Source organism: Devosia sp. SD17-2 (assembly GCF_029201565.1).
Classification (GTDB): Bacteria; Pseudomonadota; Alphaproteobacteria; order Rhizobiales; family Devosiaceae; genus Devosia.
The window spans coordinates 1,738,748-1,764,950 of sequence record NZ_CP104002.1; the positions used below are offsets into that span (position 1 = coordinate 1,738,748).

Here is a 26,203-nt window from a genome sequence, read left to right on the forward strand (position 1 = left end):
ATTAGTCGCCGTTAGGGCGCAAGCCGGGGCCGCTGGTGACAGCGGCGGTTCCCATTCAGAGCAGACGGGGCAGACCGCCCCGATGGGACCAATCCGGGGCCTTATGGGCCCGGGGATCAATGGACTTTGAAAAGATGAGCACTGAGATCACCACCGATGTCGTTGTCATTGGCGCAGGCCCTTGCGGGCTTTTTGCTGCCTTCGAACTCGGGTTGCTCGATATCAAATGTCACTTCATCGATATTTTGGACCGCGCGGGCGGCCAGTGCGCCGAGCTCTATCCGGAAAAGCCGATCTATGACATTCCCGGCTTTCCGGTCGTCACCGGCCAGCAGCTGACGGACAATCTGATGGCGCAGATCGCGCCCTTTGCGCCCGAATTCCACTATTCTCGCATGGTCAACACTATCGAGAAGCTCGAAGACGGCTCGTTCCGTCTTGAGACCGATGCCGACGAAATCTTCTACGCCAAGGTCGTCGTGATCGCCGCCGGCGGTGGCTCCTTCCAGCCCAAGCGTCCTCCGGTCGCCGACATAGAGCAGTTCGAGAACAAGTCGGTGTTCTACGCTGTCCGCAAGATCGAGGATTTCCGTGGTCAGGACGTCGTCATTGTTGGTGGCGGCGATTCCGCCCTCGACTGGACGCTGAACCTTCAGCCGATCGTGCGCACGCTGACGCTCGTCCACCGCCGCGACGCCTTCAAGGCGGCCCCGGCTTCGGTGAACAAGATGAAGGAGTTGGTGGCCGAAGGTAAGGTCAACTTCCAGCTCGGCCAGATCGCCAAGCTTGACGGCAAGGATGGCCAGATCGACCACGTGCACCTCACCACCGAGGCTGGCGATCTCTCCATTCCCGCGACGCGCCTCTTGCCCTTCTTCGGCCTCACCATGAAGCTGGGCCCGGTTGCTGATTGGGGCCTTGAGCTCAACGACAACACCATCGTCGTCGACACCGAAAAGTTCGAAACCTCGGTGCCCGGCATTTTCGCCATCGGCGACATCAACTACTACCCCGGCAAGCTCAAGCTGATCCTCTCCGGCTTCCATGAGGCCGCGCTGATGGCCCAGGCCGCCAAGAAGATCATCTCGCCCGGTGAGCGCGTGGTCTTCCAGTACACCACCAGCTCGACCAAGCTGCAGAAAAAGCTCGGCGTGGCTTGAGCTGGGGCCCTGCGCTCCTGACGCCGTCGTTATTGCCCGGCACGTCCGGGCAATACATCCCTCCGAGCATGGGCCACCGGGACGAGCCAGGTGGTGACGATCGACGAGAGCCTTGCCGTCCGGGCGATATCTGGCTATCCCCATCCCCGCTGTTGAGGAGCGACCCATGAAGATCATCGTTACCGACCAGTCAGGCGAATTGCACGAGCTCGAAGGGCTTGAAGGCTGGCGCGTGATGGAGGTCATTCGGGACTGGGGCCTCAACATCAAGGCCGAGTGCGGTGGCGCTTTGAGCTGCGCCACCTGCCATTGCTATGTCGACAGCGACTGGCTCGATGCCGTCGGCGCGCCGAGCGATGAAGAAGAAGACATGCTCGACAGCGTTGGCGACGTGAAGCCCAACTCGCGCCTCTCCTGCCAGATCCTCTGCTCGGACGCCCTCGACGGCCTCAAGCTCACCCTTGCCCCGAGTGCTGCGAAGGACTGATCGGCTGTCATTCCGCCGCCAGCATGACGGCACTCCTGTTGCCGTGCCGGTCGATCCAGGCGTCGAACTGTTCGATGAAATTGAGCAGGAACATCCGGCTGGCTTCGTCCGAAATGTCATGATTGTGGTCGATCGCCCCTTCCTTGAAGTGGAAGTAGACCTCCGGCTGCCCCATGACCACAAAGCCGAACAGGGGAAGCGTGGTGCGCAGATGCCCTTGGCCATTCGACGTTCCGGCGGCGCCGGGCGAAGCTCCTGCGAGCGCCAGCGGCTTTTCTGACCATGAGTTCTGTCCGAACGGCACCGAGGCCCAATCGAGCGCGTTCTTGATCAGGGCGGGAAAAGAGCGGTTGATCTCGGGCATCACGATCAGGACCGCGTCTGACGCGTCGACACGACGTTTGAGGTCAAGCACCGCTGCCGGCGGATCCTGCCAGAGATCATGATTGTAGAACGGCAGGTCGCCCAGTGGCAGTTAGTCGAATTCCATTCGACCGGCGGCGAGTTTTTCGAGCGCCCTGGCCAGTGTCCGGTTGATCGAAGTGGCGCTGAGGCTGCCGACGAGAACTGCGATATTTTTCATGTTTGCACCGTGGTATCTGTTAGTAACTGAAGCTATATCAGTTACTGTGCAAAGGGCCGCAAGACGGCACTTTTTCGATACCGGAGGCACGAGAATGATACCAGGTAACAGCTATGGGGAGCACGAGTGCCATCAGGTTACCGACCTCCTCAGCAAAGTTGGCAGCAAGTGGACAGTCAAGGTCATCACCCTGCTGAGCGATGGGCCCATGCGCTTTTCCGAGATCAAGCGGCGCTCCGGCGGCATCAGCCAGAAAATGCTGACGGCCACGCTGCGCGACCTCGAAATGGATGGGTTTGTGACGCGGACAGTCACTCCCTCCATCCCACCGCGCGTCGACTATGAACTGACCGCGCTTGGCCGCGATCTGCAAGGACCCGTTCATCTTTTGGGGAAGTGGGCAGTCGAGAACAGCGCGAGCATGCGGGAAGCCCGGCAGCGCTATCTGAGCGACAACGACTGATCTGTGCGCCAATCCGCGCCGTGCGTATTGCCCGGCGTTATGATCGACTAGGCGCCCTTGCCAGCGTCCTGGGTCACCTTCACCAGCTCGGGAATGAAATCCCGCACCATGGGCTGGGGCAGGGTCTCAAAGGGCAGGGGGCGAACGACACGCATGGCGGCGATGCCGACGCGTACGGTCATCAGCCCATTGACCACGCCTTCACCCAGCCGTGCCGAAAGCTTTGCCGCAAGGCCCTGGCCCACCAGCTGTTCGACGATCCCGTCCGTCAGCACCAGACCACCTGTAACGGCCAGATGCGACAGGACCGCTCCGGTGAGCCTCAAGAAGCCAAACAGCCCCGGACGGGCCCCGTAGAGGGCTGCAATCGAGCCGGCCAGACGAATACTTTCATAAATCACGAAGGCGATGTCGATCAGCGCACGCGGAGACACTGCCGTCACCAGCGCCACTCGCCGCGCCGAGGCTGCCGTCAGCGATTTGGATCGCGCATCGAGATTAGCCATCAGCTGCCGTTCGGCCAGGGTGATCACTTCCGCGCCGTCAAAGAGATTCGGCAGGTGGGCACTCACCTCTTCGCGGGCACGCGCTAGGTCCGGTCGGCCGGCATAGACCGAGAGAAGATGGTCGACGACAGCGCCAGCGCGCTTGCGGTCATTCTCGGCGGTCGCGCGGGATGCGTCGGCCTTGAGGCTGTCCAACACCCGCAGGCGGCGCAGCGCCAGATATTCGCGGGACACCAGCGCGAGGATCGCCACCACAAAGGCGCCGAGAATGCCAAGGCCGATCCAGCCGAGATATTCATTGCTGGCAAAGAGGTCACGGATCAGCCGATCTGCCGCGAGGCCAAGACCGGCCGACACCAATATGCCCCCCGTCGTCCAGGCCACCCGTCCGATCCAGCTCATGCGCCGCGGCGGCGGGGTAATCAGCTCCGGGTCGGGCTCAGGCTCAAAGGCGGTCTCGACGATCTCGGCTCGGTCCGGCGTAAAGGCGCGCGGCGCGCGGATGGCCTCGGCCGCTTCCGTTCCGGGCGTGATCGTATGGGCGACGGGCCGCTTCATGCCATCCAGTCTCCGATGAGATAGTCGATTGCCCGATCCAGCCGGATATGGGGCAGAACGGGGTCGCCAGCCGCATTGCGCTCAAGCCTTTGCGGCGGCGTGAACCGCAAAAAGTTCAGTTCGACCGGGCTGCCATCCTCGAACAATGAATCCGGCTTTGCCGGCAAGTCACCGGGGAACAAGGCGATTTCGGTCTTGCCGTCGTAAACGGTCCCGTCGAGCTCCTCGCCGGCAATCGGCGTTCCAATGAGGGTCGGAAGCGTTTCCCCGCCCTCTCGGATCGTCCCCTCGCTGGTGGCGCGAATGCCCGCCATGGCTATGGATTTGGTCTCGGTCCCGGCAAAGCGGGCGCGCTTGGTGGCGTTCGACACCAGCCGGTTGAGAATGGCCTCGAGCTTGTCGTGGCTGGTGTGATGCACATGATCGGCCTTGGTAGCGGCAAAGAGAATGCGGTCGATCCGGCGCGTAAACGGTCGCAGCAGCGGATTGGCCTCGCCTTGGCGGAAACAGGCGAGCACGGCGGTCAGCGCCGTTTCAAGATCGCTCACTGCGCCGGGCCCGGCATTGAGCGCCCGCAGTGTATCGACCAACACCACCTGCCGATCCAGCCGTGCAAAATGATCCCGGAAGAACGGGCGGACAATCCTGTCCTTATAGGCCTCGTAGCGCTGTTCCAGCATGCGATAGAGGCTGTTGCGCGGAATGTCCCCAGCCGGCAGCGGCAGGGGCGCGAAGGTCAGCGCCGGCGAGCCCTCGAGGTCTCCCGGCAGCAGGAACCGACCCGGCGGCAGGGTTTCGAGCGCGCCGTGTTCGCGGCTGCGGCGGAGGTAGGTGGTGAACGCACCGGCCAGATGCTCGGCAAGAATGTCGGTGGCCTGGCCCTTCACATCGGTCTTGTCGAGTTCGCCCAGGAAATCCGAGGCTTCGGCCAGGTGGCTGGGCAGATTGGCGCGGGTCAGCGCGTCCTTGCTCCATTCGGCAAAGGAGAGGCCGAGCAGCGGCAAATCCAGCAGCCACTCACCGGGATAGTCGACAATATCGAGATTGAGCGTGGCCGGCCCACGCATGCCGGACCACCATTTTGCCGACTGGAATTTCAGCACCAGCCGCAATTGCGAGATGCGCTTGGTGCCCTCGGGCCAGGTCGGCGGATCGCCAGTCAGGGTGGCGAGGTGCTGCTCATAAGCAAAACGAGGAATGGTGGCGTCGGGATATTCGGCCAGCCGCGCGCCAATGAACCGCCCCTCGGCCAGCGGCGCAAAGCCCGGCAGCCGACCCTGGGTGAGCAGATTATGCACCAGCGCGGTAATGAAAATGGTCTTGCCCGCCCGGCTCAGCCCTGTCACCCCCAGCCGCAGGGTCGGGGTAAGCATGCCGGTCGCGTTATCGGCGAAATTGGAAAGGGCGATGCCCAGTTCGTCGGTGAGCTTGGTCGGCGGCTGTGGCAAGGCTATTTTCCCGGTTCACTCACAAGGTAGGGAGTAAGGTGTCGTTTGCAAAGAGGCCGGGCGCGGCCGGAGATCGTGTTGCGATGAGCAAAACGGAAAAAGGGCCGCTGATGCGGCCCCTTCTGGTTACTGCCCGATCTCGCTGAGATTGTAGGGCGTTGTCTGGTAGATTTCGTTGATCCAGTTCTGGAACAACAGATGCCCATGGCTGCGCCAGCGGTTTTCCGGCACGGCCGACGGATCATCGCCCGGGTAGAGATTGAGCGGCAGCTTCGGGTTCAGCCCGGCTGCGACGTCACGATCATATTCGTCGGCCAGCGAGCGGTTGTCATATTCGAGGTGGTTGAGGAAGTAGACCGCCTTGCCGACACGGTCGCCGAGCATGCAAAGGCCGATATCGCCATCAACCAGCACTTCAAGGTCGTCGCCGACGCTGTTGCGATCGATGTCGTTATAGCGCGACACCGGGATCATCGGGCCATCCGACATGCCGCGCAGGAAAGGCGAGCGCGGATTGACGATGCGGTGGCGATAGACCCCGAAAGCCTTCTCGTCCATGCGGTGGCGGCGGACACCATGAAAATGATGCAGCGCCGCCTGCGCGCCCCAGCAGATGAACATGGTGTGGTGCACATTGGTGCGCGTCCACTCCATGATCTCGAGCATTTCGGGCCAGTAGCGCACTTCCTCAAACGGGATATGCGCAATGGGCGCGCCGGTGACGATAAAGCCGTCAAACTTGCGTTCCCGCACCTCTTCCCAGGTCTGGTAGAAGGTGTTGAGATACTCTTCCGAAGTGTGCTTGGACTGGTGATCCGTGATCCGCACGAGGCTGAGATTGACCTGCAGCGGAGTGGCGCCGATCAGCCGTGAAAACTGCGTCTCGGTCCGCTCCTTGTTCGGCATCAGATTGAGCAGGCCGATTTCGAGCGGACGAATATCCTGCCGCGAAGCGCGGCTGGAATCCATGACGTTGACGCCCTCTTCTTCGAGGGTTTTCCGGGCAGGCAGATTGTCGGGAATACGAATAGGCATGTTGGCCTCACAAGCGGGCAACGAAACAACCGAATAGCGAACAGGCGCGTCCCCTTGGGGGCGCGCTAACGCATTCGCTTCTCGATGGCCGATGCCACCAGATCGGTGAACTCGTCGCCGTCACGCACGGTTGCAAGGTCAGAGGCTTCGATCGTGTAGCCAAAATTGTCGGCGAGGGCCTGGTAGCGCGGAAGGCGATCGTGGAGGAGGGCCTCAAAGCCCCAGGCCCCGAACTTTGCAGGGTCGACGTCGTCGTCTTCCGATACGCCTTCGATCTGCTTGAACTCGGCCCATTTCTCGACAAGAAACTCCGGCCGGTAGTACATCGGCTTGGGGCTCTGCTTGAAGCGCCGAACCAGCTCGGAGGCGTCCTTGTCCGTGCCGCGAATATAGAGCAGCAGAGTGTTGCCGGTCAGGGCCTTGACCACCGGATCTTCCGGATCGGTGTGGTCGATGACCTCGATCAGTGACCCGCCCGTGTCGGCGATGAAATCGCTGTAGCCATAGAGCTGCTCGGCCCGGTCGATGAAGTGCGGCACATCCAGCAGGGCCGAAATTTCGGCCACGCGATGCTGCTCCTGGCGGCGCTGATATTCGGCCAGCGGCAGTCCGCCCAGCTTGGGATTGCCCGGCGTGCCCAGATAGGTCGAGAGCGGGTCGAGATTGTCGAAGGTGATGTTGGACGACAGGTAGATCGAGTCCGAGCGCAGCAATTCCGCCAGGAACGGTACCTTCATGGCCTCGGCCTTGAAGTTGTCGACGATGAACTCGCCCATGTGCCGCGTGCCGATGCGGTAGTCCACCGAGTAGTGGAACCAGCGGTTCTTCCGCAGCAGATTGGACAGGCGCGTTTTGCCGACCCCCGCCATGCCGAAAACGGTCACGGCGCGGCGTGGAGCATTGATGAACTCGTCGGGATTTTCAAACAGCATGACAGGCTTTTCGTGGTTCCCGCTGCGTTTAGAACAATCGTGATGGCGGCACAAGCGCGAGCCACAAGAGCTTGGCACAGAAAATCGTAGACCCCTCATCCGCCCTTCGGGCACCTTCTCCCTCAAGGGGAGAAGGGAACTGCGAGCTTGTTGCACGCGCGGTGCCACCCTCTCCCCTTGAGGGAGAGGGTGGATCGGCCACAGGCCGAGACGGGTGAGGGGTTTGTCTCCACGAACGCCGGGAATGTGGAAAGATTTCTTACCGGATCACTCCAAACTCAGACGGCAGTTTTTGCCATGTTGTCGCCCCAAACTTGCCGGGTTGCCTGGTCCTTGCCGCCCTCCGCTCTATCAAAAACATAGTTAATTCAGTTGGTTAACGAGTTGGCACTGTGCTTGCATTGCAGGGGCCAAACAGGCGTTTGCCTCGAATTTGGGGAACTGGAGTTATAGATGGGTATTTTTGGCGCTCTTCAAAGTGCGGTGTCGGGTCTCAAGGCGCAGTCGCACGCCATGGAGAACATTTCCGGCAATATCGCCAACTCGCAGACCATCGGTTACAAGCGGATTGATACCAGCTTCGTGGATCTCTTGGCGGATGCGCCGGTCAAGCAGCAGGTAGCCGGGGCTGTGTCGGCCTTCTCGCGCTCGATGAACACGCTGCGCGGCGACATCCAGAACGCCGACACCCAGACCTATATGGCTCTCAATGGCAATGGCTTTTTCGTCACCGAAAAGGCGGATGGCAGCCCAGGCACCTTCTATACCCGTCGCGGTGATTTTGACATCGACCGCAATGGTTTTCTCGTCAACGGCGCCGGCTATCGCCTGACGGGCCTCGATATGGAAAATGGTGTTGTGACTGGATCGGTGGCCAAGCCCATTCAGATCGATAATTCGTTCCTGAAGGCTAGTGCTTCAAAAAAGATAAATTATCAGCTCAATTTGCCAAAAGTCCCTAAAACTTCAGACTATGATGGCAGTGATCCTGCGACCGCGCTTCTGAAGCCTGCGAGCTTCGCGGATGCTCCAACTGCGGGTGTTGGTCCGGATTTTATTGCTGGCGGTACTGAAAGTGCGGCATTTACGGGGCAATCTATCTCAGGCGGTGGGCTGACGCTTTATACCGCGACCGGCGAACCTGTTAATGTTCAGATGCGTTGGGCGAAAACAGATAATACTGCTGGAGCAGAGAAGTGGGAGCTATATTATGCTTCCGATAGTGCCCCTGCAGCTCCGGCGGCGTGGACTAAGCTGGCAATTTATGCATATGATCAGGGTGAGTTGACCACCGTTACTTCTGCTGCTGGTGGTGCACCCGTCCCCGTGGGAACCTCGCTAACACATAACATCAGTGTTAATAATACGGCGCTAGGGGCGGTTTTGTTCGATCATGGCCTCAAGGGTATGACGCAGTTTGCCGACAATTCCGGCATGGCGACGACGACCACCCTCAAGCAGGACGGTTACGGCGCCGGTGAATTTATCTCGGTGGGGATTTCTGACGATGGTCGCGTCGTCGCCTCCTATACCAATGGCGAGACCCGCGAAGTTTCCCAGATCGTCACTGCCAGCTTCTCCAATGCCAATGCACTTCGGCGTGGAGACGGCGGTGCCTATACCGCGTCCACCGAATCCGGCGAGCCGATCATCGACCAGTCCGGGCAGGGCATCGTCGGCTCCTCCACCGAGGCCTCCAATACAGACATTTCCGAAGAATTCACCAAACTGATCGTCACCCAGCAGGCCTATTCGGCCAATACCAAGATCGTGACGGCGGCCGATGAAATGCTTCGTGAAGCACTCAGCATGATCCGCTGAGGTCGCATGACTTTGGAATGTCGCATCACTTCCTACCGGCCATTCGGGCTGTCTGACCGGTTAATGCCTCGCCTGGGCGGGGAGAGATGCGGCATTTCCTTTTTCTTCCCGGTCCCGGCGCGTGCGTCGGGACTCATCGTTTCCAATTTTCCTCGTTTCTGCCGCAGCGTCGTTTTCAGCTTGCGGTTGCTGTGTTCCAAAGGAGACCCGTTATGGGTTTGACGGTCGCTATCGGGAATGCGCTTTCGGGCCTCAAGGCCAGCCAGACAGCGCTCGAGGTCATTTCCCGCAACATCTCCAATGCGGGTACGCCCGGCTACCACAAGCAGACGCTTAATGTTATCGAAGTGGGGCGTGGCGACAACTCATATGTCCGCGCCGGCCAGGTCGACCGCGCCTTCGATACCATCCTGCAGAACTACTACACCAAGCAGGTGCCCGAGACCGCCTACTCGGCAACGCGCGGCACCTTCCTTGATCGCCTGCAGACCGCACTGGGCAAGCCGGGTGGCGCAGGATCGCTCGACACCATGCTGGGCCATCTGCAGAACGCCCTCGACGCTTTGGCGACCAGCCCCGATAACTACGCGGCGCGCGCCGATGTGGTCACGAAGGCTGGCGACATGGCCAGTACGCTCAACAAGCTCTCGCAAGAGGTGCAGTCCATGCGCCGCGAGACTGAAACGCGCATGGCCTCGAGCGTCGACCAGATCAACTCGATGTTGACCTCGCTCCGCGACGTCAATTTGGTGCTGGCCGACTATGGTGTGGACCAAAACACCCGCAACAGCCTTTTGGACCAGCGCGACCGCCTCGTATCCGGCCTGTCCGAAATGATGGATCTTCGGGTTGATTACAATCCCGATGGCACGGTGCGTCTCGCCACCAGATCTGGAGCTTCCATTCTCGACGTGCGTCCATCGCTCCTGCAGTTCGAGCAGGCCGGGTCGCTCACGCCAACTTCAGAATTCAACATCGATGATAGCCAGAGCGGCGTCGGCAAGCTGATCCTCGAAACGCCCAACGGCACGCGCATTGACCTCGTCAAGGACGGTGCTATCCGGTCCGGCACGCTCGGCGCGCTGATTGAACTGCGCGACACGACTTTGCAGGATGCGCAAAGGCAGCTCGACGATATCGCGGCCGCATTGGCGCAAGTGTTCTCGACGGTACAGCGTCCCGGTACGGTGACTGGCACGGGCGCGACAGTCGGAGCCGAAGACCGCGCTGCGATGCAGCCTGGTAACGACATGGTCATCGAGTATACCGACGCAGCGGGTATTGCGCGTCAGCTACGTCTGGTCAATGTTGCGAGCCCGGCCACGTCTCCCCGCAACTATGTCGATAGCAATGGTGCTCGTACAGTTGAAGTCAGTGCTTCCGGCGATATCGGTACGCTGCTGGACAACCTGACCGCTGCGGGCGTATCGGACCTGACCTTTGGCAAAAACGCAAAAGGTGGTTTGACGATTGCCGGTGCGGGAGGGGCCGCGGTAACCAAGGTCACATCCCGCACGACCGCTGATACCACCGCGACGAAGACTTGGCCGAGCACCATTTCTGCCAACGCCCTGGGCAGCGTCAGTGCTGGCGCCTTGGCTTCTGCAAAGCCAGGCGACCACATCTCGTTGGAATACGAAGTTGCTGGAACGCCGCTCAAGCTGACACTCGTCAACAGCTCTACCCCTTCCACCGCGCCCGCTACGGGGGCTCCGGATGAATTGATCGTGCGGGTGGACATGTCTGCCGGGGCCGCAGGTGTTAAGGCGCAGCTCGGCGCGTTGACGCCTCCACTGGCCCACCTGACATTTGACAGCGATGCCTCTGGCAATCTGACATGCGCCACGACGGCCCCCAACTCCCTGACTTCGCTTTCGACGACGACTACTAATGAGAGCGCCTACGGTCTTAACCTTTTCGTGGAGGCGAATGGCGAGGCATTTACCAACTCCTTGGCCGGTAAAGGGCAGAGGCTCGGTTTTGCCGGGCGTATCACAATCAACCCGGAGGTTGTCGCTGACAACAAGTTGCTTGTGAACTGGTCCGGCAGCGCAGCGTCGGGCGACAGCAAGCGGGCAGAATATCTCGTCGATCAGTTCAGCTCGCTGCGCTTCGGCTCGAACTCTACGGCAGGGGCCAAGAATGGCGGCTTCCGTATGGCCGGTACGCTGACCGATATGGTGAGCCAGATGGTCGAGTTCCAGGGGAGCAGCATTCAGACTGCGCTGGCCGCAGATGAGACTAACCGCGGGACGCTCGACGCCATCACGTCGCGTATGGAAGCCAATTACGGGGTCGATATCAACGAAGAGGTCGCACGGCTCATGGAACTCCAGAATGCCTATGCCGCGAATGCGCGCGTGGCCTCAGTCGTGCAGGAACTGCTCGACACCCTCATGCAGTCGTTCAGGTAAAGGGTTGCGATAAATGCTGATCAACAAGTCCATGTATCCGGTCAAGGCCGGCTATAGCGCGATCTCAACCATGCAGGGCCAGCTGGGCAAGCTGCAGACGCAGCTGGGTAACGGGCAGAAAGCACAGACCCTGGCCGAGATGGGCAATGACCGCAAGGTCTCCCTGGCGACGCGGATGCGCCTGACAAAGCTCGAGTCGTTCGCGGCCAATATCGATACCGTCAATCTGCGGCTGAGCTTTCTCGATCAGGCCTTTACCTCGCTTAACAGCCTCAAGTCCGAAACCCGCAACTCGGCGACGCCCACCAGCTTCGGCGAAAACGGCCTCGTCATGGCGAGCCTTCAGAAGGACTCCGAGAACCGCCTCTCACAGCTCCTAGAGACTCTCAACCTGAGTGTCGCCGGACGTTACATGATGGGTGGAAACAAGACGGACGCTCCACCGGTCAAGTCGATGGACCTGATCATGAACGGGCAGGGCGCCCAGGCCGGCTACCGGACCGTCGTTAATGAGCGCAACAGCGCCGATATGGGCGCGGCCGAGAATGTAAAGCTCAGCGGCCTGGCACTGCCGCAGACCACCATTCGTGGACCCCACGGCAACTACCTCACCATGTCGTCCACCATGTTCGACAAGCTGGGCTATGAAATCATCTCGATTTCTGGGAACGACGACAACATCAAGACCAATGGACCGACCAGGAACCCGATTAACCAGACGGCCTCCCTTGCGTCTCAGCCCGCCGCTGACACAGAATTCACGGTCAACCTCACCAAACTCGATGGTACAAAGCTTGGGCCGCTTACTTTCAAAGCAGTGAGCGGAACACCTACTGCGGGTGCCACGCCGGTCGAATTCTCAATCGATCCGACCAGCACGGATAATACCGCGAAGAACTTTCACGAGGCGCTCATCGCCCAGACCGGCGTCGGCGATCTCGACGCTTTCAGTTCCGTTTCGGTCAGCAATACCGGCACAGTACCCAATCTGATGAAGGTGACCGGCGATGCTGATGGCTCGCTGCAAGTCGGCCTGAAGTTCACGGATCTGCCGACAGTGGGCGAAGCAGTTCGCATCGGCATCAAGAAGCCAGGTGGCACCGTTGAAACCATTGAACTGATTGCCCGTGATCCCGCCTCCACAGTTCCCAGGAAGGCGAATGAATATAACATTGGTGCCGATCGACGGGAGACAATGGAGAACCTCCAGACCGCGCTGCGTGCACAGGTAGGCGAGCTGCGTGCTGACGTGCAGAACGGCCGGCTCGAAGTTCTCAATACGCCTGACGAGAAAGTGACGATCCGTAAAAATACGGCAGTAGAGTTTGGTTTCTCACAACTCACGGCCGCTTCCACGACTGGTCACAACATCAAGGTCTCTACGACCAGCGCCTCCGGTGTCCAGTCGCTCGGCGTTGAGTTCGTCGGCGAGGTGAGGCCGGGCGAGTCTGTGACCTTCAGCGTAACGATGCCTGACGGTTCGACTTCCGAGATTTCGCTGAGCGCGGTGACGGGCACACCTGGAATTGGTCAGTTCAAGATTGGCGACTCCAACGCGGCAAACGGACGAAATTTCGCAGCAGCGCTCAAGGTCAAGCTTGACGACGTTGTCAAGACGGAACTGAAATCGGCATCGATCTATGCGGCTGCCAATGACTTCTTTTCCGCCGATGGCGTACCAAGGCGCGTCAACGGGAACCCTGCTGAAGCTGCGACGACCATGCGTACCGGAAGTGCCGCAGATACCGTGATCTGGTACACGGGCGAAGTCAGCTCGACGAACCCGCGCTTATCCGCCACTGCCCAGGTGGATGATGCAACCAGGGTCGGCTACGGCGTTCGCGCCAACGAAGATGGGTTGCTGGCTATGGTGAAGACACTGGCGGCCATGAGCGTTTCTGAATATCGAAACGACGATCCCACTTCCAAGGCACGGTTTACTGCCATGGTCGAGCGGCAGATGAAGTCCATGTCGTCCGACACGGCGACCAATGAAGGGTCGGTCGAACGCATCGCGCTCGAGCTCGGCGTCACCAAATCGACCGTCGGCCGCGCGTCGGAGCGCAACATTGCTTATTCCGGTCAACTCGCGTCCCTGCTCAGCGATGTCGAGACTGTCACTATGGAAGAAACGGCAATGCAGCTCCTGGCGCTGAAGACGCGTCTCGAGGCTAGCTATTCGGCCACTGCTCAAATCGCCAACCTGAGCCTCGTGAACTATCTGAAATAGCCGATTGGCCGGCGCCAGAAGGCGCCTTGTCGGCCAGGACGGCCAATTCGAAGCGGGGTGGAAACACCCCGCTTTTTTGCGCCTTCCGTTCGGAGCCCTGTGGCAGAGGCCAAAAAAAAGCCCCCGGTTGGTTCCGGAGGCTCTATGAAACTGTCGCGTCGAGGCGACCGCAATTAGGAGAGGTTTATTCCTCGCCCGCGCCACGCAGGCCAGCGGCCAGCTGGCGGTTGATGTTGATCAGCGGCAGCAACTTGGCCTTGTTGGGCTCCATGTGCAGCTCGCGCGTCTCGTTCATCACGAACAGGCCGAGATTGGCAATGTTCTGACGCACGGGAGCCGGAAGAGGGTTGTCCTCACGGGTCACCGAGGTCAGGAAAATGTTCCAGATGCGGCGGTTGAACAGCAGGGCGTCATTCAGGCTATCCTGCTTGAGGTCCCACGCATCGTGAATGAGTTGGAGATTGGCAGCTGCCCGCGACAGCAAATTGGCTTCGCGGTCACGCGGGGCTTCCGTCTTGCGGGCTACCTGTTGGTATGCCTGCGCTCCCTGATGATACATTTGCAAGAAGGTCCTGTTCGTATTGGATTAGTTTCCGGGCTGCCTTGAGAGCTTTGTACAGCTCGCCGGTTAAAATCTCGTTGTTAATGCCATTAATCAGCGTGATCATTGACGGCGCTGCAGTGATTATCTCATTGACAAGATGGAAATATTCCTCCCGCAACCGAGCAGTGTCGTCCTCCAGATACATGAGCTGAACGGCCAGGTAGATGCGCTTGGCTGGCGTGTCTGCTGTGGAGACGGTCAGGATGTCCTTTTCGCGCAGGATAGGGGCCTTGCCATCGATGAAGAGCCGCGTGCGCTGATCGGAATTGGTGATGATGCACTGACCGATGATCAGTCGCTCGCCTGGCTTGAGCTCGACTTTGAGGGACATGGCTTTTTCTTCCTATTCTGGGAATGCCGCCGATCTTCAGGCGGTCTTGATAAGCGGTAGCAGCGGAAATCGGCTGGCGCCAGTCATTTGGCGGCGCGGGCTCAGGCCCCTTATGGCAGACTCCGCTTAATGTGAGCTTCACGAGTGAAAATGGCAGCCATGTGGCCCGGCCGGACGATGCTCGTTTCTTCCACCAATCAATACTGGTGCTTGTAGCGCCCCGGTCTCCTGCAGTTCCGGGGGCCACGGTGTGCCCGCGAAATTCGATAAAACTTGAATTAAATCGCGCCTTTTGCCGAGAGGGGCGCGCAGCATTTGGACCCTAAACCTGTTCTCGCCGGCAAGGAAAGCCGGAAGAAAAAAAACTCTGGAACAGGAAGTCCAAACAATGAGCGCAGTAAATCTCTCGTCCTCCGCCCGCTCGGGTCTCTCGGTCCTGCGTAGTGTTGCAGATCAGATGGAAGTAACCCAGAAGCGCCTGGCGACCGGCAAGGCTGTCAATAGTGCCGTCGATAATGCGTCGAGGTTCTTTTCTGCGTCCAAGATGGATGCCCGTGCTGCTTCGATTGACAATCTCATGGAAGGCGTGACCGTCGCACAGACCACTCTGAAGGCTGCTGGCGAAGGCATCAAGGGTATTCAGGGCGTGATCAAGCAGGCGCGCGCCCTTACAGGCCAGGCGCTGGCATCGGACACTGCTACCCGCAAGGTTCTCGCTGAACAGTTCAATACGTTGGCGGCAGAAGTGACAAAGCTGGTGGCAGATTCCAAAGTTAACGGATCGAACCTTCTGGCTGGCAATAGTATCTCTGTTGTCCTCAACGAAGACGGCACGAGCAAGGTGGACATCGCAGGCTTCAGCATCACCACCTTCGATGACGCCGAAAACAACTGGGCAACGGTAGACGATATCACGGCGTCCGTGGATGCGCTGACAACTCTTTCAACTGACCTGGAGACCGATGCTGCCAAGTTTGGCTCCAGCCAGTCGCTGATCGACGTCCGCAAGGACTTCAACGCTGCTCTCTCGAACCTGCTCAAGTCCGGTTCGAATGATCTGACCGCCGCCGACATGGACCAGGAAGCTGCCAACCTCATGGCACTCCAGACCCGCCAGCAGATGGCTGCGACTGCCCTCTCGATCATGCAGTCGAGCGAAAGCACCGCCCTGCGCCTGCTGCGTTAATCGCCTGACGCCTACCCTGAACTGGCCCGCCATCCTGGCGGGCCTTTTTGTTTTCGGCCTCCTGAACACAGAACAAAGCCCCGGGCAGAATTCTGCGCCGGGGCTTGGGTCGATTTGGCCGCCTGATGTCAGATCGTCTTGTCGGCGAGGCGGAAGGCTGTCTCCGGTGGGGCCCATTCGCGGTTGAGCTTACGGGCAATCTCGTATGGAGAAAGCGGGCGGTTCTCGCTCAATAGTGCAGCTTCGAACAGGGTTTCGGGCGGTAGCCCTTCCGGTTGGTCGCCATCGACGAGCATCGTGTCCGGCTGGTCAGAGTGCCGTGAAGGCGGTCTGTCCTGATGTTGGGTGTCCGGGCGCTTATATTGGCGCATATGTCTGGGATGGTGCGGCGAAAATCCGATACTCATCGTATCAGGTCGCGGCGCTATTCTGGCGCTCATGATGTCCTGTCCCGGAGCCACAATTGGCCATTGGCAGGCTATCGCTTCGCGTTCTACCGGCATCTTTTTCCGGGCTGCTGCAATTTATGAAAATTTTCAGTGTTTCAATTGCGGTGCGCCGTCGCCCGCGCAAATAAAAAGGGCCCCCGCATTCTGCGAAGACCCTTTTGGCCGGCTGGAAAGATCGGCGTTCCTCCTAGAACGCTTCGCCCAAGGCGCAAGCGCAGCGGCGATTCTGTAATGTCAGAGCGCGCGGTTAACCGCGATGCCGCGCGCGGAGGTGGCGCGGCCCGCACCGATCTGGCCATTGCGGTTATAGGTGCGAGTGCGATCCTTCTGGCCGACGGTTTCGGCAACGTCGGTCAGCAGATCCTCGGCCAGATGCTTGGCCGTTGCGATGACGCGCAGATTTTCGGCCATCTGGGTGGCGAGGGCGTCGTGGTTCTTGTGCAGACGGTCGAGCGCCTCGGGGGCCTCGGTCAAGAGTCGCTGGGTCTGGCGCTGAACCGCGCGCGCAAAAACGGTATAGTCCTGGGCCAGCTGGGTCTTCTGTGCCGTAAGTCCGCCGGCCTGGCGGAAATGACCAGCGCGCAACAGGGTGGTTTCTTCGTTCATCATGGTGACGAGCGCCTGCAGGGCGGTCTCGGCCTGTTGGCAGAGATCGAGGGCAGGCAGGCTGTCGAGCGACGCAATACGATCGGCTGCGGCAGACATCAACGGTATACTCCTGTAGCACGCATTTGAGTTTTCTGGGCGGCTTCCTGCATGGCGATCATGTCGCCGAGCAGCTGGTCGGCAATGCCGAGCCCGCCATTTTGGGCCATTGTATTGGCCAGTTGTTCGGCCTGCATGGAGCGCCAGGTCTCCTCGCCGAAGCCTCCGCCAAAACCGTTTTCGGATTTGACGGTGGCGAACATTTCCTTGGTCAGAAGATTGAGGAACACGCCCTCAAGGTCTTCTGCCTGCTGCTTGAGCCGGTTGAGCTGCGCCGGCTCGAGTGTGGTCTGGATCGGGGTGGTGATGTTCATCACAGCACTTCGATTTCGGCCTGGAGGGCGCCGGTGGCCTTGATGGCCTGGAGGATGGCGATCAGATCGCGCGGGGTCAGGCCAAGGGCGTTGAGGCCATCGACCAACTGCTGCAGCGTCACGCTCTCTTCCACCGTCGTCAGCGCCATATCGGTCTGGGTGACGTTGAGATCGGTGTTTGGAACGACTTCGGTCTGGCCCATCGAGAACGGATTGGGCTGCGAGACTTCCAGGCTTTCGGCGATGGAAACGGTGAGGTTCGACTGGGCCACGGCAACGCTCGAGACGCGCACATCCTTGCCCATGACGATGATGCCGCTGTTTTCGTCGATGACGATCTTGGCCGACTGGTCGGTTTGCACCATCAGCTGCTCGATATCGGTCAGGAGGTCGACGATATTGCCGTTGAAATTGGCTGGCAGGGTCAGGCGGACAGTGGCCGGATCCTCAGGAACGGCAGTGGGCACGCCGATGAAATCATTGATCACCATGGCGATGCGGCGAGCCGTGGTCAGGTCGGCGTTGCGCAGCGACAGGCGAAGCGAGTGCATAGAGCCGAGCTCAAACCCGATCTCGCGCTCGATAAGGGCGCCCGATGAAATGCGGCCGGTGGTCGGCACGCCCGAGATAATGCTCGCGGCATCGCCCTGCGCCTTAAAACCGTTGATCGCCACCGGGCCCTGGGCAATGGCGTAGACTTCGCCATCGGCGCCGACGAGCGGGGTGACCAGCAGGGTGCCGCCCTGCAGGCTGTCAGAATCGCCGAGCGCCGAGACCGCAACGTCCATGCGCGAACCCTGGGTCGCGAAGGCCGGCAGATTGGCGGTGACCATCACTGCCGCGACATTGGCCGTCCGGACGTTCTCGCCATTGGTGTTGACCCCGAGGCGTTCCAGCATCGACTGCAGGGATTGCCGGGTGAAGGGTGAATTGTTGAGGCTGTCGCCCGTGCCGTCGAGGCCCACCACGAGGCCGTAGCCCACCAGCTGATTCTCGCGCACGCCTTCGACGTCGACGACGTCCTTGATCCGCGCAGGGGCAGCATTTGCCTGGGCGACAGGCGCGAAAACCATGGCGGCGGTCAGCGCGGCGGCGAGGCAGGTCCTAAAGAAGCGATACTGCATTTCAATCCCCGGGTCGGTGTCGCGTCATCCCCATGGCGCAACCTTTGCCCACAGCAATGCCAGAACCGTGCCAGTTTGCTGAAATATTTCTAAGACTATGAAATTGAAAGAAAAAACTGCCATCTTCGGGCTCGTTCATGCGGAAAGCTGGTACTGCCGAGCAATTCTTGCCGCCCTCATTAAGCGGGCATTAACCATGTCGGGCAGATTTTGCCGGTATCGGTTTTTCGTGAGGGTTATGCAGTCCGTGCGTATCGAGTCCGCCAATCGCATGTCGAGTGTTGCAAGTCGCGCTGCCGTGGGCCGCTACGCTGGAGGCCAGGCGTTTTCATTGGCCGGAATCAGTGCACCCGCGCGCCCTTCTGCCGCCTCGCCGGTGATGCCGCTTGCCGCTCTCGACGCTATCCTGGCGCTGCAGGGCGTGGGTGACGCGCTTACTGGCCGACGTCGGGCCGTTCGCCGCGGCGCGTCCATGCTGGATGTGCTCGAAACGGTGAAGGCAGACCTTTTGGTCGGCAAAATCGCGCCGGAGCGGTTGGATGCCTTGGTCGAGCAGCTTCAGACCATGCGCGACCGGGTCGAGCCGGGCCTTGATGAAGTGATCGATGAAATCGAGCTTCGCGTGCGCGTCGAACTGGCCAAACTGGGGCGATTCCCGTCTCTTTGAGTCGCTTCTGAACGGCTGGGAAGAGGGAAGAAAGTCAATCAACTTCTTGTCAAAATTCCCTAGACTGCTGTTTCCAAAACCCTTTTTCCAATTTGCACCTGCGTAATATCGACGCTTGCTCGACAATCCGCAGGGGCCTATATAGGCCGCCTATAGGGGTGCATTGGAGTTAAAACTGCTGATGTCTTCGGTTGATGTCTTGGAATACCGGCCCAGTGAAGACGAGCCGTTCATGAACCCGCGGATGCGGGAATACTTCCGGAACAAGCTTTTCGCGTGGAAAGAGGAAATCCTTCGCGAGAGCCGGGAGACGCTGGAGAACCTCCAGGAAGAGAGCCAGAACCACCCAGACATGGCAGATCGTGCCAGCTCCGAGAGCGATCGTTCGCTCGAGCTGCGCACCCGCGATCGGCAGCGCAAGCTGATCGCCAAGATCGATTCTGCCATCAAGCGCATTGATGAAGGGACCTATGGGTTCTGCGAGGAAACCGGTGACCCCATCGGTGTCGCCCGCCTCGATGCCCGTCCCATCGCGACGCTGAGCCTGGAAGCCCAGGAACTGCATGAACGCCGCGAAAAAGTATATCGCGACGAGTGATCGCCGCGACAATTGACCTTGGAAAGCCCGCAGCGATGCGGGCTCTTTTTTGTCCGGGTGTCAGCCGACCCTGTGGGCATTGTCCTCGTGCAGGGTTTTGGATTCCGGCGTCATGATGTCGGCAAAATCTGCCATTTCATAAACCGGGCGGATTTCGATCTCGCTGTCGGTGAACATGGGGTTGGGGCAGCGCTTGACCCATTCCACCGCCTCGTCCATGTCCCGCACCTGCCAGAGCCAATAGCCGGCGACCAGTTCCTTGGTCTCTGCGAAGGGGCCGTCATAGACGCTGCGATTGGCGCCGCTAAACACCACGCGCTTGCCCTGGGACGAGGGTTTTAGCCCATCGCCGGCGAGCAGGATGCCGGCATTGATCAATTGCTCATTGTACCGGCCCATTGCCTCGAACATTTCCGGTGTAGCCTGTACCGCGGCTTCACTGTCTGCAGTCGCTTTCACAAAGACCATTACACGCATGGCTCGTTCCTTTCCGTCAGGACATGAGCGTCCCTCATCATGGCGACGAGCCAATCCTTGCATTTCGACATTTTCGCTGCAAATCCACCGCGGAGGTCAGATCCGACCGTAGCGACGCTTGAGATGGGCCTTGAAATGATCGGCGTTGAGCGGTTCGCCCGTGGCCTTGGTGATGAGATCGGGCGTCGAGAGGCGCGAGGCCTCGCTCCAGATATTGTCCGCGCGCCACTGGTTGATGGCTGAAAAATCACCCTGGCGCACCATGTCGGTGGCGTTGGGCAGGGCACGCTCCATGGCCGCCCATTGCTGGGCCGCGATCATTGCCCCCAGCGTATAGCTCGGGAAATAGCCAAAGGAGCCGGCCGGCCAGTGCACGTCCTGCATTGGGCCATCCTTGGGATTGTTGATCGTCGAAATGCCGAGATATTCGGTCATCTTGGCGTCCCAGGCCTCGGGGATCTGGCTGGCCTCGAGCTTGCCGGCTATCAGCTCCTGCTCCAGCTCGTAGCGCAGGATGACGTGGAGCGGATAGGTGACCTCGTCGGCATCGACACGGATATAGCCGCGCTCGACATGGTTCACCTCATTGAGAATATCGGCGATGTCCCAGCCCGGAATGGCGTCTTCGCCGAGGTGTTGGTGTACCAGCGGGAGCATGAATTCCCAGAATTCGGGGCTGCGCGAGAGCTGCATCTCCACAAACAGGCTCTGGCTTTCGTGCAGGCCCATGCCGCGCGCCTTGCCGAGCGGCCAGTGAGACCATTCCTTGGGCAGGCCCTGCTCGTAGAGCGCATGGCCTGTTTCGTGCAGCACGCCCATCAGCGAGGGCAGGAACTGGTCGGTGCGATAGCGCGTGGTCATGCGCACATCGGTCGGCACACCGCCGCAGAAGGGGTGGTGCGATACGGCCAGCGAGCCATGGGTAAAATCAAATCCGACCGCCCGCATGGCGGCCAGCCCGAGCTCGCGCTGCTTTTCAATGGGGTAGGGGCCGTTGAGGTCTTTTCGCGGCGTTTTTGCGCGGCGCTCCTCCTGCACCGCGAGAGCCTCGGGCACGAAGCCCTTGAGGAAGCTCTTGAGGTCGGCAAACACGCCGTCGATATCGGCGGTGCGATTGCCGGGATCGAACTGGTCCATCAGCGCGTCATAGGGCGCGAGCCCCAGCGCGTCGGCCCGCAGCTGCGCCTCTTCGCGTGCCAGCGCCACCACGCCTTCGAGCGCGGGCAGAAAACTGTCCCAGTCGCCCTTGGCCCGCAGGTCGCGCCAGAGCTGTTCGGAGCGCATGGTCACCGCGGTGCGGCGCTCGACGAACTCGGTCGGCAAACAGGTGGCGTTGACATAGCTGCGCTCGAACTCGGCGACCGCCAGGGCCTGGTCGGGCGTCAGCTCACTGGACTTGGCAGCTTCGATCCAGTCACGGATCTCGGGGGCGGTCGCCTGGGCGTGATACATGCCTGCCAGGTTCGACATGGCCTCGGCGCGCTTGTCGCCACCGCCCACTGCCATATGCGTGGCTTCGTCAGCGCCCAAAATGGCGAGCGCATGCTCCAGCGCTTCAAGCCGGCGGCCGAGATCATCGAGTTTCTGGAAGGACATGTCTGGCTCCTTGAATGTGCCAGAGATGTTCCACAGCCGCTCCGCGCGGGCAAGTGCCAGCTAGTTCCGGCTGCCGCCTTTGTTGAATGCCGCCGCCAGCGCGATCCCGATGGCGACGCCAATGGCAATCCCGACCCCGATATTGTCCATCATCGCCCCGATCGCCACGCCTATGGCGACCCCGATGGCTATCCCGACACCCATGTTCATCCGGCCGTCCTCCTTCACCACAAAGGAAGCCTAGCGCGCCGGATCGGTTCCTCACACCCCCAAAAAGGCAGAGGCGCAGCCGAGGAGCTGCGCCTCTTGATTGGCCTTGTGGCTTCTGCCAGGCCGGAGTCGTCCTTCTGGAGGACCCGGGGATATGCGGCAGCGCGAATTGGGGACAGCGCGGCCGAATTCTTGGGGAGCCTGCCTTAGAAGGGCAGGATGGCGTCCAGGACCTGCTGGCCGTAGCGCGGCTGCTGCACGTCGGTGATCTGGCCACGGCCACCGTAGGAAATACGGGCCTCGGCGATCTTGGTGGACGGGATGGTGTTGTTGGCCTGGATGTCAGAGGGGCGGACGATGCCGGTGACGATGAGGTCGCGGACCTCGAAGTTGACGCGCACTTCCTGCCGGCCTTCGACGACGAGATTGCCATTCGGGAGAACCTGGGTGACCACCGCGGCAACCGAGGTTTCGAGGCTTTCCGAGCGGTTGACCGAACCGGCGCCGGCATCATTGATGCCCGAGGTCAGGTCGATGGCCGCGGCCGGATCGATGCTGCCACCGGAGATATTCGTCACGGCAGAGCCGAAGATGCCGCCCATGCCGGCCGAATTGGTCGAGGCGCGGCTGCGCTGGGTGGAGTTGTCGATCTGGGCGCTGTCGTCGATGGTCACGACAATGGTCAGGATGTCGCCGATGCGGTGGGCGCGCTCATCCTTGAAGAAGCCCTTGGCCGAAGTGCGATAGAGCGAGTTCGACTGATAGGTGTCGGCGATCGGCTCGGGCATGGGCATGCGCACGGGCTGGTAGCCGGCGAGGGTGGTCGGGTCCTGGATGGCGGTCAGCGACGGGGCGCGGCCGACGTCAGCGAGACGGTCCATTGTGTTGCACGCTGCAAGCGAGCCGGCCAGGGTGATGATGGTGGCGATCTTGAGAAGGTTCATAGCGAGCAATCCGATTAGAGGCCGGCCAGCGCCAGCGGGGCAGAGGTCACTTGGACCGTGCCGGGCGCGATGGCAGTAGCGCTGATGATGCGCTTGGACATGAGGTTGATGACTTGCACCGGCGTTCCCTTGGCGGCGCTGGTGACGGCCTGACCCTTGACGGTCAGGGTCATCGGGCCCTGTCGGAAGACGATGGTGACGAGTTCGTTCTTGGTGACGGCCAGGGGCTCGGTGATGTCGGCGGCGCGCAGCACCACGCCATCACGGCTCTGACGGCGAAGGGCCTTGCCCACCAGCTGGTCGAGCTGGGCGACGCCCAGGCTGTCGGCATCGCGCACCGGGATCGGGCGCATGACGATATGCTCTGGCATCAGCACCGTGCCGGCGGGAAGTGTCGACGCCAGGTGCGGTGCGTCGACGGAGATCATGATGCTGCCCGACACGTCGAGCGGGCGGCTGAGGCCCGAGAGCGTGAAGCGGGCGGTGAAGTCATTGCGGTTCGGATGGTAGCGCAGCTGCTCGAGGCGGGCCGGATCGGTGTCGGTCGCCACGTTCACCGGCGAAAAGCCCTGCGACAGCATGATGTCGGCATGCATGCCATTGCCCAGGATGCCGCGGGCCTTGAGATCGGCCGTGATCATGTCCTGGAGCAGGGTTTCGTCGACCAGCGTTCCCGACCGTGAGACGCGAATGCGGTCAAAACCGTTGCTGCCGAAGGCGGTGATGCCGACGCGTGCTGCGGCAGCCTTGATGGCGCTGAGGTCGACAAGTCCGGTCGTGCCCGGCGCCGGAGCGCCGAAGATCGGGGTATTCGCGAAAGCGCCTGCATCCTCGAACATGTCGCCGGCCGTCACGACCGGGTCGACGACGACGATGTCGCCGCGCAGGACGGGGGCTGCAAGGGCGGAACCCGCCAGAAGCGACAGGGCAAGTGCAGCGGTCATGGAACGAAAACGCGTCATCACGGCCTCCTATCAGCGCAGCTGGCTGGTCGCCTGCATCATCTGGTCGGCGCCGGAGATGACACGAGCGTTCATTTCATAGGCACGCTGGGCAGCGATCAGATCGGCGATTTCGGTCACCGAATTGACGTTGGCCATTTCGAGGTAGTTCTGCAGCAGATTGCCGTTGCTGTCGGCGTTGGGCAGTCCCACCTGGGCCGGGCCGCTGGCGCCGGTTTCGAGGAACATGTTGTCGCCCATCGATTCCAGGCCCGACTTGTTGGTGAAGCGGGCGAGCTGGATCTGGCCGAGCGTGCGTGCGGTGGTGTCGTTGCCCTCAAAGCCTTCGACAAGCCCGCTGGGCGAAATGCTGACCGAGGTGACGTCGCCGGGAATGGTGATCCCGCCGGTCATCTGGTAGCCGCTCGAATTGACCAGCGTGCCTTCCGGGCTGCGCTCGAAGGAGCCGTCGCGGGTATAGGCCGTGCGCCCATCGGGCAGGTCGATCATGAAGAAGCCTTCGCCGCGGATGGCGACGTCGAGCTCGCGTTCGGTGACGTTGACGCTACCCTGGCTCATCACGCGGGGCGTTGCCACTGTGCGCACGCCCGAACCGATCTCGAGGCCTGCGGGGACGAGTGTGCCCTGGTCGGACGTCTGCGAGCCGGCGCGGGAGATCTGCTGGTAGAGCAGGTCTTCGAATTCCGCACGCTGGCGCTTGAAGCCGGCGGTGCGCATGTTGGCGATATTGTTGGAAATGACTTCGACATTGCGTTCCTGCGCGCTCATGCCGGTCGATGCAATATAAAGAGCTTTCATCTCAGGTCCTCAATCTCAAGCGTTGGTGTCGCCGAGGCGCTGGATGGCGTTGCGGCGCAACTCATCCTGCTTCTGGGCCAGTGATGCGATGGATTCGTACGTGCGGGTGACGCGGATCATTTCGGACATTTCGGCGACGCCGGAAACGTTGGAGCGCTCGACAAAGCCGTGCATGACCGTGGAATTGACGTTGGCGATGGGCGTGCCACCGGAGAAGAGATTGCTGCCCTGGCGGATCAGTTCCTGCGGTTCCTCGAACTCGACGACGCGCAGCTTGCCCTTGGGGCCGGCGCTGGACGAGATCGAACCGTCGGCTGCAATGGCGATGTCGGTTTCTTCGGGGCCGAACTGGATCGGGCCACCTTCGCCGAGCACCGGATTACCGGAAAGGTCGACGAGGGTGCCGGTGTTGTTGAGCTGAAAGGCGCCGGCGCGGGTCCAGCGTTCACCGCCGGCCGTCTGCACGGCAAAGAAGCCGTCACCCATGATGGCGACGTCAAAGTCTCCACCGGACTGCACCATCGGGCCGGCAGCAAAGTCCTGGATCGTTGCCCAGTCCTGCACATAGGAGAGCGTCTGGTCCTGGCCGGAGAAGCCGCGATGGGATGCCACCGGCATCGCATATTCTTCGAACAGCATCTGCTCGGCCTTGAAGCCAGTCGTATTCACGTTGGCCATATTGTTGGCCAGCATGTCCATCTGGCGCTGCAGCGCGACTTGGCGCGACAGGCTGATGAGTTGTGCGTTTTCCATTTGCCCCGGTCCCCGGTTCACAGTCCCCGAGGTGGCCTGCTTCCCCAAGCCTGCCGCCTCGCTGTTAACAATGCAGAAACCATGCCAGATCACTAATTCTAGCAAAATCAATAGGTTAGGTGAGTGGTCGAGCTGGGGCGGGTGATGGGTAAAACTGCCGGTGGGCAATTCCTGCCGGGCAGAATGTGCCTAAAACATGGCAAAAGTAACGACTCGTTAACCACTATGGCATTAGCTGGTCATCAAGCCGGAATCATCCGGAAACAGCGGCATTTGTTGGGGCGTGGAATGGCGGCAGAAGCGGAAATTGGTGCCGAGGTGCCAACCAAAAAAGGCATCAACAAGCTCTTCGTCATAATTGGCGCCGCAGCGGCAGTCGTCCTCGTTGGTGGCGCAGGCCTCTTCTTCTTCCTGTCCTCGGGCAGTGCGACTGATGCAAGCGGCGCGCACGGGGCAGGGGGCGACGTTGCAGCGATTGCCGCCGATACCTTCATCTTCAATCTCGAGCCGATGATGGTCAATCTCAACAGCGTCGACGGTCAGCAGAACTACATGAAGCTGACGGTTGCGCTCGAGGTTGCCGACGAGGAGACCATGACGGCCATCCAGCCGCGTCTCGCCAAGGTAGTTGATGCCTTCCAGGTCTATATGCGCGAGCTGCGCAAGAGCGATCTCGAAGGCTCCGCCGGCATCTATCGCCTCAAGGAAGAGCTGCTGCGCCGCGTCAACCTGGCCGTCTATCCGGCCCGGGTCGAGAGCGTGCTCTTCAAGGAAATTCTGGTGCAGTAATGGCTGGTCCTCCCGATCAAGACAAACTCTCTGAAAACTGGGGTCTCGACGCTCTGACC

The 26,203-nt window shown here is 60.7% G+C and carries 28 protein-coding genes; 10 read left to right on the forward strand and 18 right to left on the reverse strand.

Features of this window, described 5'->3' with window-relative positions; all coding sequences use genetic code 11:
* The first annotated feature begins 134 nt into the window (after window positions 1–134).
* Window positions 135–1,160 (forward strand): NAD(P)/FAD-dependent oxidoreductase, encoded by a 1,026-nt coding sequence (locus NYQ88_RS08445; protein ID WP_275654493.1) that lies wholly within the window; start codon window positions 135–137, stop codon window positions 1,158–1,160.
* Window positions 1,161–1,326: 166 nt separating this feature from the next.
* Window positions 1,327–1,647, forward strand: a complete 321-nt coding sequence (locus NYQ88_RS08450) for a 2Fe-2S iron-sulfur cluster-binding protein (RefSeq protein WP_275654494.1) — start codon at window positions 1,327–1,329, stop codon at window positions 1,645–1,647.
* 7 nt (window positions 1,648–1,654) lie between these two features.
* Here the strand turns inward: NYQ88_RS08450 and NYQ88_RS08455 are convergent, their stop codons facing one another.
* Entirely contained in the window at window positions 1,655–2,122 is a 468-nt protein-coding gene (locus tag NYQ88_RS08455) for an NAD(P)H-dependent oxidoreductase (RefSeq protein WP_345774634.1), read from the reverse strand.
* 202 nt (window positions 2,123–2,324) lie between these two features.
* Between NYQ88_RS08455 and NYQ88_RS08460 the strand changes: the two genes are divergently transcribed.
* Window positions 2,325–2,693, forward strand: a complete 369-nt coding sequence (locus tag NYQ88_RS08460; RefSeq protein WP_275654495.1) for a helix-turn-helix domain-containing protein — start codon at window positions 2,325–2,327, stop codon at window positions 2,691–2,693.
* 47 nt (window positions 2,694–2,740) lie between these two features.
* Here NYQ88_RS08460 and NYQ88_RS08465 read toward each other — a convergent pair whose 3' ends face one another.
* The 4 genes from NYQ88_RS08465 to NYQ88_RS08480 form a co-directional block, all read right to left on the reverse strand.
* Window positions 2,741–3,757: a TIGR01620 family protein gene (locus NYQ88_RS08465; RefSeq protein ID WP_275654496.1), complete on the reverse strand. Its 1,017-nt coding sequence runs from the start codon at window positions 3,755–3,757 to the stop codon at window positions 2,741–2,743.
* Window positions 3,754–5,205, reverse strand: coding sequence for a YcjX family protein (locus tag NYQ88_RS08470; RefSeq protein ID WP_275654497.1), 1,452 nt, complete (start codon window positions 5,203–5,205; stop codon window positions 3,754–3,756). Before NYQ88_RS08470 ends, NYQ88_RS08465 begins: the two co-directional genes overlap by 4 nt.
* A 126-nt stretch (window positions 5,206–5,331) precedes the next feature.
* Complete coding sequence (metA, locus tag NYQ88_RS08475; RefSeq protein ID WP_275654498.1) at window positions 5,332–6,240, reverse strand: homoserine O-succinyltransferase; 909 nt, start codon at window positions 6,238–6,240, stop codon at window positions 5,332–5,334.
* Window positions 6,241–6,305: 65 nt separating this feature from the next.
* Window positions 6,306–7,172, reverse strand: coding sequence for an ATPase (locus NYQ88_RS08480; RefSeq protein ID WP_275654499.1), 867 nt, complete (start codon window positions 7,170–7,172; stop codon window positions 6,306–6,308).
* A gap of 453 nt (window positions 7,173–7,625) precedes the next feature.
* On the opposite strand from NYQ88_RS08480, the gene NYQ88_RS08485 reads away from it, so the two are divergent.
* The 3 genes from NYQ88_RS08485 (at window position 7,626) to NYQ88_RS08495 (ending at window position 13,637) form a co-directional block, all read left to right on the forward strand.
* Window positions 7,626–8,993: a flagellar hook-basal body complex protein gene (locus NYQ88_RS08485; RefSeq protein ID WP_275654500.1), complete on the forward strand. Its 1,368-nt coding sequence runs from the start codon at window positions 7,626–7,628 to the stop codon at window positions 8,991–8,993.
* A gap of 212 nt (window positions 8,994–9,205) precedes the next feature.
* The gene (gene flgK, locus NYQ88_RS08490) at window positions 9,206–11,407 is read left to right on the forward strand and encodes a flagellar hook-associated protein FlgK (protein ID WP_275654501.1); all 2,202 of its coding nucleotides are present in this window, start codon (window positions 9,206–9,208) and stop codon (window positions 11,405–11,407) included.
* A gap of 13 nt (window positions 11,408–11,420) precedes the next feature.
* Window positions 11,421–13,637 carry a hypothetical protein gene (locus NYQ88_RS08495; protein WP_275654502.1) on the forward strand — a complete coding sequence of 739 codons (2,217 nt, stop codon included), beginning with the start codon at window positions 11,421–11,423 and terminating at the stop codon, window positions 13,635–13,637.
* A gap of 184 nt (window positions 13,638–13,821) precedes the next feature.
* Here NYQ88_RS08495 and flaF read toward each other — a convergent pair whose 3' ends face one another.
* The gene (gene flaF, locus NYQ88_RS08500) at window positions 13,822–14,196 is read right to left on the reverse strand and encodes a flagellar biosynthesis regulator FlaF (protein WP_275654503.1); all 375 of its coding nucleotides are present in this window, start codon (window positions 14,194–14,196) and stop codon (window positions 13,822–13,824) included.
* On the reverse strand, window positions 14,135–14,572 hold the full coding sequence (gene flbT, locus NYQ88_RS08505; RefSeq protein WP_275654504.1) for a flagellar biosynthesis repressor FlbT: 438 nt from the start codon (window positions 14,570–14,572) through the stop codon (window positions 14,135–14,137). Before flbT ends, flaF begins: the two co-directional genes overlap by 62 nt.
* 388 nt (window positions 14,573–14,960) lie before the next feature.
* Here flbT and NYQ88_RS08510 point away from each other — a divergent pair, with 388 nt between their 5' ends.
* Complete coding sequence (locus NYQ88_RS08510; RefSeq protein ID WP_275654505.1) at window positions 14,961–15,758, forward strand: flagellin; 798 nt, start codon at window positions 14,961–14,963, stop codon at window positions 15,756–15,758.
* 128 nt (window positions 15,759–15,886) lie between these two features.
* Here the strand turns inward: NYQ88_RS08510 and NYQ88_RS08515 are convergent, their stop codons facing one another.
* From NYQ88_RS08515 to NYQ88_RS08530, 4 genes are all read right to left on the reverse strand, one after another.
* Window positions 15,887–16,054 carry a hypothetical protein gene (locus NYQ88_RS08515; protein ID WP_275654506.1) on the reverse strand — a complete coding sequence of 56 codons (168 nt, stop codon included), beginning with the start codon at window positions 16,052–16,054 and terminating at the stop codon, window positions 15,887–15,889.
* Window positions 16,055–16,441: 387 nt separating this feature from the next.
* Window positions 16,442–16,912: a hypothetical protein gene (locus NYQ88_RS08520; RefSeq protein ID WP_275654507.1), complete on the reverse strand. Its 471-nt coding sequence runs from the start codon at window positions 16,910–16,912 to the stop codon at window positions 16,442–16,444.
* Window positions 16,912–17,226 carry a rod-binding protein gene (locus tag NYQ88_RS08525; protein WP_275654508.1) on the reverse strand — a complete coding sequence of 105 codons (315 nt, stop codon included), beginning with the start codon at window positions 17,224–17,226 and terminating at the stop codon, window positions 16,912–16,914. Before NYQ88_RS08525 ends, NYQ88_RS08520 begins: the two co-directional genes overlap by 1 nt.
* Window positions 17,226–18,350: a flagellar basal body P-ring protein FlgI gene (locus NYQ88_RS08530; protein ID WP_275654509.1), complete on the reverse strand. Its 1,125-nt coding sequence runs from the start codon at window positions 18,348–18,350 to the stop codon at window positions 17,226–17,228. Before NYQ88_RS08530 ends, NYQ88_RS08525 begins: the two co-directional genes overlap by 1 nt.
* 97 nt (window positions 18,351–18,447) lie before the next feature.
* Between NYQ88_RS08530 and NYQ88_RS08535 the strand changes: the two genes are divergently transcribed.
* Complete coding sequence (locus NYQ88_RS08535) at window positions 18,448–19,017, forward strand: flagellar assembly protein FliX (RefSeq protein WP_275654510.1); 570 nt, start codon at window positions 18,448–18,450, stop codon at window positions 19,015–19,017.
* Window positions 19,018–19,198: 181 nt separating this feature from the next.
* Window positions 19,199–19,615 (forward strand): RNA polymerase-binding protein DksA, encoded by a 417-nt coding sequence (dksA, locus tag NYQ88_RS08540; protein WP_275606504.1) that lies wholly within the window; start codon window positions 19,199–19,201, stop codon window positions 19,613–19,615.
* Between the two features lie 60 nt (window positions 19,616–19,675).
* Here the strand turns inward: dksA and NYQ88_RS08545 are convergent, their stop codons facing one another.
* The 7 genes from NYQ88_RS08545 to flgF all read right to left on the reverse strand — a co-directional run bounded on the left by NYQ88_RS08545 (window position 19,676) and on the right by flgF (window position 25,355).
* Window positions 19,676–20,092: a YciI family protein gene (locus NYQ88_RS08545; protein WP_275654511.1), complete on the reverse strand. Its 417-nt coding sequence runs from the start codon at window positions 20,090–20,092 to the stop codon at window positions 19,676–19,678.
* A gap of 96 nt (window positions 20,093–20,188) precedes the next feature.
* On the reverse strand, window positions 20,189–21,688 hold the full coding sequence (locus NYQ88_RS08550; RefSeq protein ID WP_275654512.1) for a carboxypeptidase M32: 1,500 nt from the start codon (window positions 21,686–21,688) through the stop codon (window positions 20,189–20,191).
* Window positions 21,689–21,748: 60 nt separating this feature from the next.
* The gene (locus NYQ88_RS08555) at window positions 21,749–21,898 is read right to left on the reverse strand and encodes a hypothetical protein (RefSeq protein ID WP_275654993.1); all 150 of its coding nucleotides are present in this window, start codon (window positions 21,896–21,898) and stop codon (window positions 21,749–21,751) included.
* Window positions 21,899–22,104: 206 nt separating this feature from the next.
* Complete coding sequence (gene flgH / locus NYQ88_RS08560; protein ID WP_275654513.1) at window positions 22,105–22,842, reverse strand: flagellar basal body L-ring protein FlgH; 738 nt, start codon at window positions 22,840–22,842, stop codon at window positions 22,105–22,107.
* 14 nt (window positions 22,843–22,856) lie between these two features.
* Window positions 22,857–23,804, reverse strand: coding sequence for a flagellar basal body P-ring formation chaperone FlgA (flgA, locus tag NYQ88_RS08565; protein ID WP_275654514.1), 948 nt, complete (start codon window positions 23,802–23,804; stop codon window positions 22,857–22,859).
* Window positions 23,805–23,816: 12 nt separating this feature from the next.
* Complete coding sequence (gene flgG / locus NYQ88_RS08570) at window positions 23,817–24,602, reverse strand: flagellar basal-body rod protein FlgG (protein WP_275654515.1); 786 nt, start codon at window positions 24,600–24,602, stop codon at window positions 23,817–23,819.
* A gap of 15 nt (window positions 24,603–24,617) precedes the next feature.
* Window positions 24,618–25,355 (reverse strand): flagellar basal-body rod protein FlgF, encoded by a 738-nt coding sequence (gene flgF / locus NYQ88_RS08575; RefSeq protein WP_275654516.1) that lies wholly within the window; start codon window positions 25,353–25,355, stop codon window positions 24,618–24,620.
* Between the two features lie 288 nt (window positions 25,356–25,643).
* Between flgF and NYQ88_RS08580 the strand changes: the two genes are divergently transcribed.
* Window positions 25,644–26,144: a flagellar basal body-associated FliL family protein gene (locus NYQ88_RS08580; protein ID WP_275654517.1), complete on the forward strand. Its 501-nt coding sequence runs from the start codon at window positions 25,644–25,646 to the stop codon at window positions 26,142–26,144.
* The last annotated feature ends 59 nt before the right edge of the window (window positions 26,145–26,203 follow it).

What these genes read in the sequence shown, in the direction of transcription:
- NYQ88_RS08580 (WP_275654517.1), top strand. Translation starts at nt 25,644, where the DNA reads ATGGCGGCAGAAGCGGAAATTGGTGCCGAGGTGCCAACCAAAAAAGGC.
- NYQ88_RS08485 (WP_275654500.1), top strand. Translation starts at nt 7,626, where the DNA reads ATGGGTATTTTTGGCGCTCTTCAAAGTGCGGTGTCGGGTCTCAAGGCG.
- NYQ88_RS08555 (WP_275654993.1), bottom strand. Translation starts at nt 21,898, where the DNA reads ATGAACATGGGTGTCGGGATAGCCATCGGGGTCGCCATAGGCGTGGCG.
- flgK (WP_275654501.1), top strand. Translation starts at nt 9,206, where the DNA reads ATGGGTTTGACGGTCGCTATCGGGAATGCGCTTTCGGGCCTCAAGGCC.
- dksA (WP_275606504.1), top strand. Translation starts at nt 19,199, where the DNA reads ATGTCTTCGGTTGATGTCTTGGAATACCGGCCCAGTGAAGACGAGCCG.
- flgA (WP_275654514.1), bottom strand. Translation starts at nt 23,804, where the DNA reads ATGACGCGTTTTCGTTCCATGACCGCTGCACTTGCCCTGTCGCTTCTG.
- NYQ88_RS08460 (WP_275654495.1), top strand. Translation starts at nt 2,325, where the DNA reads ATGATACCAGGTAACAGCTATGGGGAGCACGAGTGCCATCAGGTTACC.
- flgF (WP_275654516.1), bottom strand. Translation starts at nt 25,355, where the DNA reads ATGGAAAACGCACAACTCATCAGCCTGTCGCGCCAAGTCGCGCTGCAG.
- NYQ88_RS08545 (WP_275654511.1), bottom strand. Translation starts at nt 20,092, where the DNA reads ATGCGTGTAATGGTCTTTGTGAAAGCGACTGCAGACAGTGAAGCCGCG.
- flgH (WP_275654513.1), bottom strand. Translation starts at nt 22,842, where the DNA reads ATGAACCTTCTCAAGATCGCCACCATCATCACCCTGGCCGGCTCGCTT.
- NYQ88_RS08495 (WP_275654502.1), top strand. Translation starts at nt 11,421, where the DNA reads ATGCTGATCAACAAGTCCATGTATCCGGTCAAGGCCGGCTATAGCGCG.
- flbT (WP_275654504.1), bottom strand. Translation starts at nt 14,572, where the DNA reads ATGTCCCTCAAAGTCGAGCTCAAGCCAGGCGAGCGACTGATCATCGGT.
- NYQ88_RS08525 (WP_275654508.1), bottom strand. Translation starts at nt 17,226, where the DNA reads ATGAACATCACCACCCCGATCCAGACCACACTCGAGCCGGCGCAGCTC.
- NYQ88_RS08450 (WP_275654494.1), top strand. Translation starts at nt 1,327, where the DNA reads ATGAAGATCATCGTTACCGACCAGTCAGGCGAATTGCACGAGCTCGAA.
- NYQ88_RS08520 (WP_275654507.1), bottom strand. Translation starts at nt 16,912, where the DNA reads ATGTCTGCCGCAGCCGATCGTATTGCGTCGCTCGACAGCCTGCCTGCC.
- NYQ88_RS08515 (WP_275654506.1), bottom strand. Translation starts at nt 16,054, where the DNA reads ATGCTCGTCGATGGCGACCAACCGGAAGGGCTACCGCCCGAAACCCTG.
- NYQ88_RS08445 (WP_275654493.1), top strand. Translation starts at nt 135, where the DNA reads ATGAGCACTGAGATCACCACCGATGTCGTTGTCATTGGCGCAGGCCCT.
- metA (WP_275654498.1), bottom strand. Translation starts at nt 6,240, where the DNA reads ATGCCTATTCGTATTCCCGACAATCTGCCTGCCCGGAAAACCCTCGAA.
- NYQ88_RS08510 (WP_275654505.1), top strand. Translation starts at nt 14,961, where the DNA reads ATGAGCGCAGTAAATCTCTCGTCCTCCGCCCGCTCGGGTCTCTCGGTC.
- NYQ88_RS08535 (WP_275654510.1), top strand. Translation starts at nt 18,448, where the DNA reads ATGAAATTGAAAGAAAAAACTGCCATCTTCGGGCTCGTTCATGCGGAA.
- flgG (WP_275654515.1), bottom strand. Translation starts at nt 24,602, where the DNA reads ATGAAAGCTCTTTATATTGCATCGACCGGCATGAGCGCGCAGGAACGC.
- NYQ88_RS08465 (WP_275654496.1), bottom strand. Translation starts at nt 3,757, where the DNA reads ATGAAGCGGCCCGTCGCCCATACGATCACGCCCGGAACGGAAGCGGCC.
- NYQ88_RS08530 (WP_275654509.1), bottom strand. Translation starts at nt 18,350, where the DNA reads ATGCAGTATCGCTTCTTTAGGACCTGCCTCGCCGCCGCGCTGACCGCC.
- NYQ88_RS08550 (WP_275654512.1), bottom strand. Translation starts at nt 21,688, where the DNA reads ATGTCCTTCCAGAAACTCGATGATCTCGGCCGCCGGCTTGAAGCGCTG.
- NYQ88_RS08480 (WP_275654499.1), bottom strand. Translation starts at nt 7,172, where the DNA reads ATGCTGTTTGAAAATCCCGACGAGTTCATCAATGCTCCACGCCGCGCC.
- flaF (WP_275654503.1), bottom strand. Translation starts at nt 14,196, where the DNA reads ATGTATCATCAGGGAGCGCAGGCATACCAACAGGTAGCCCGCAAGACG.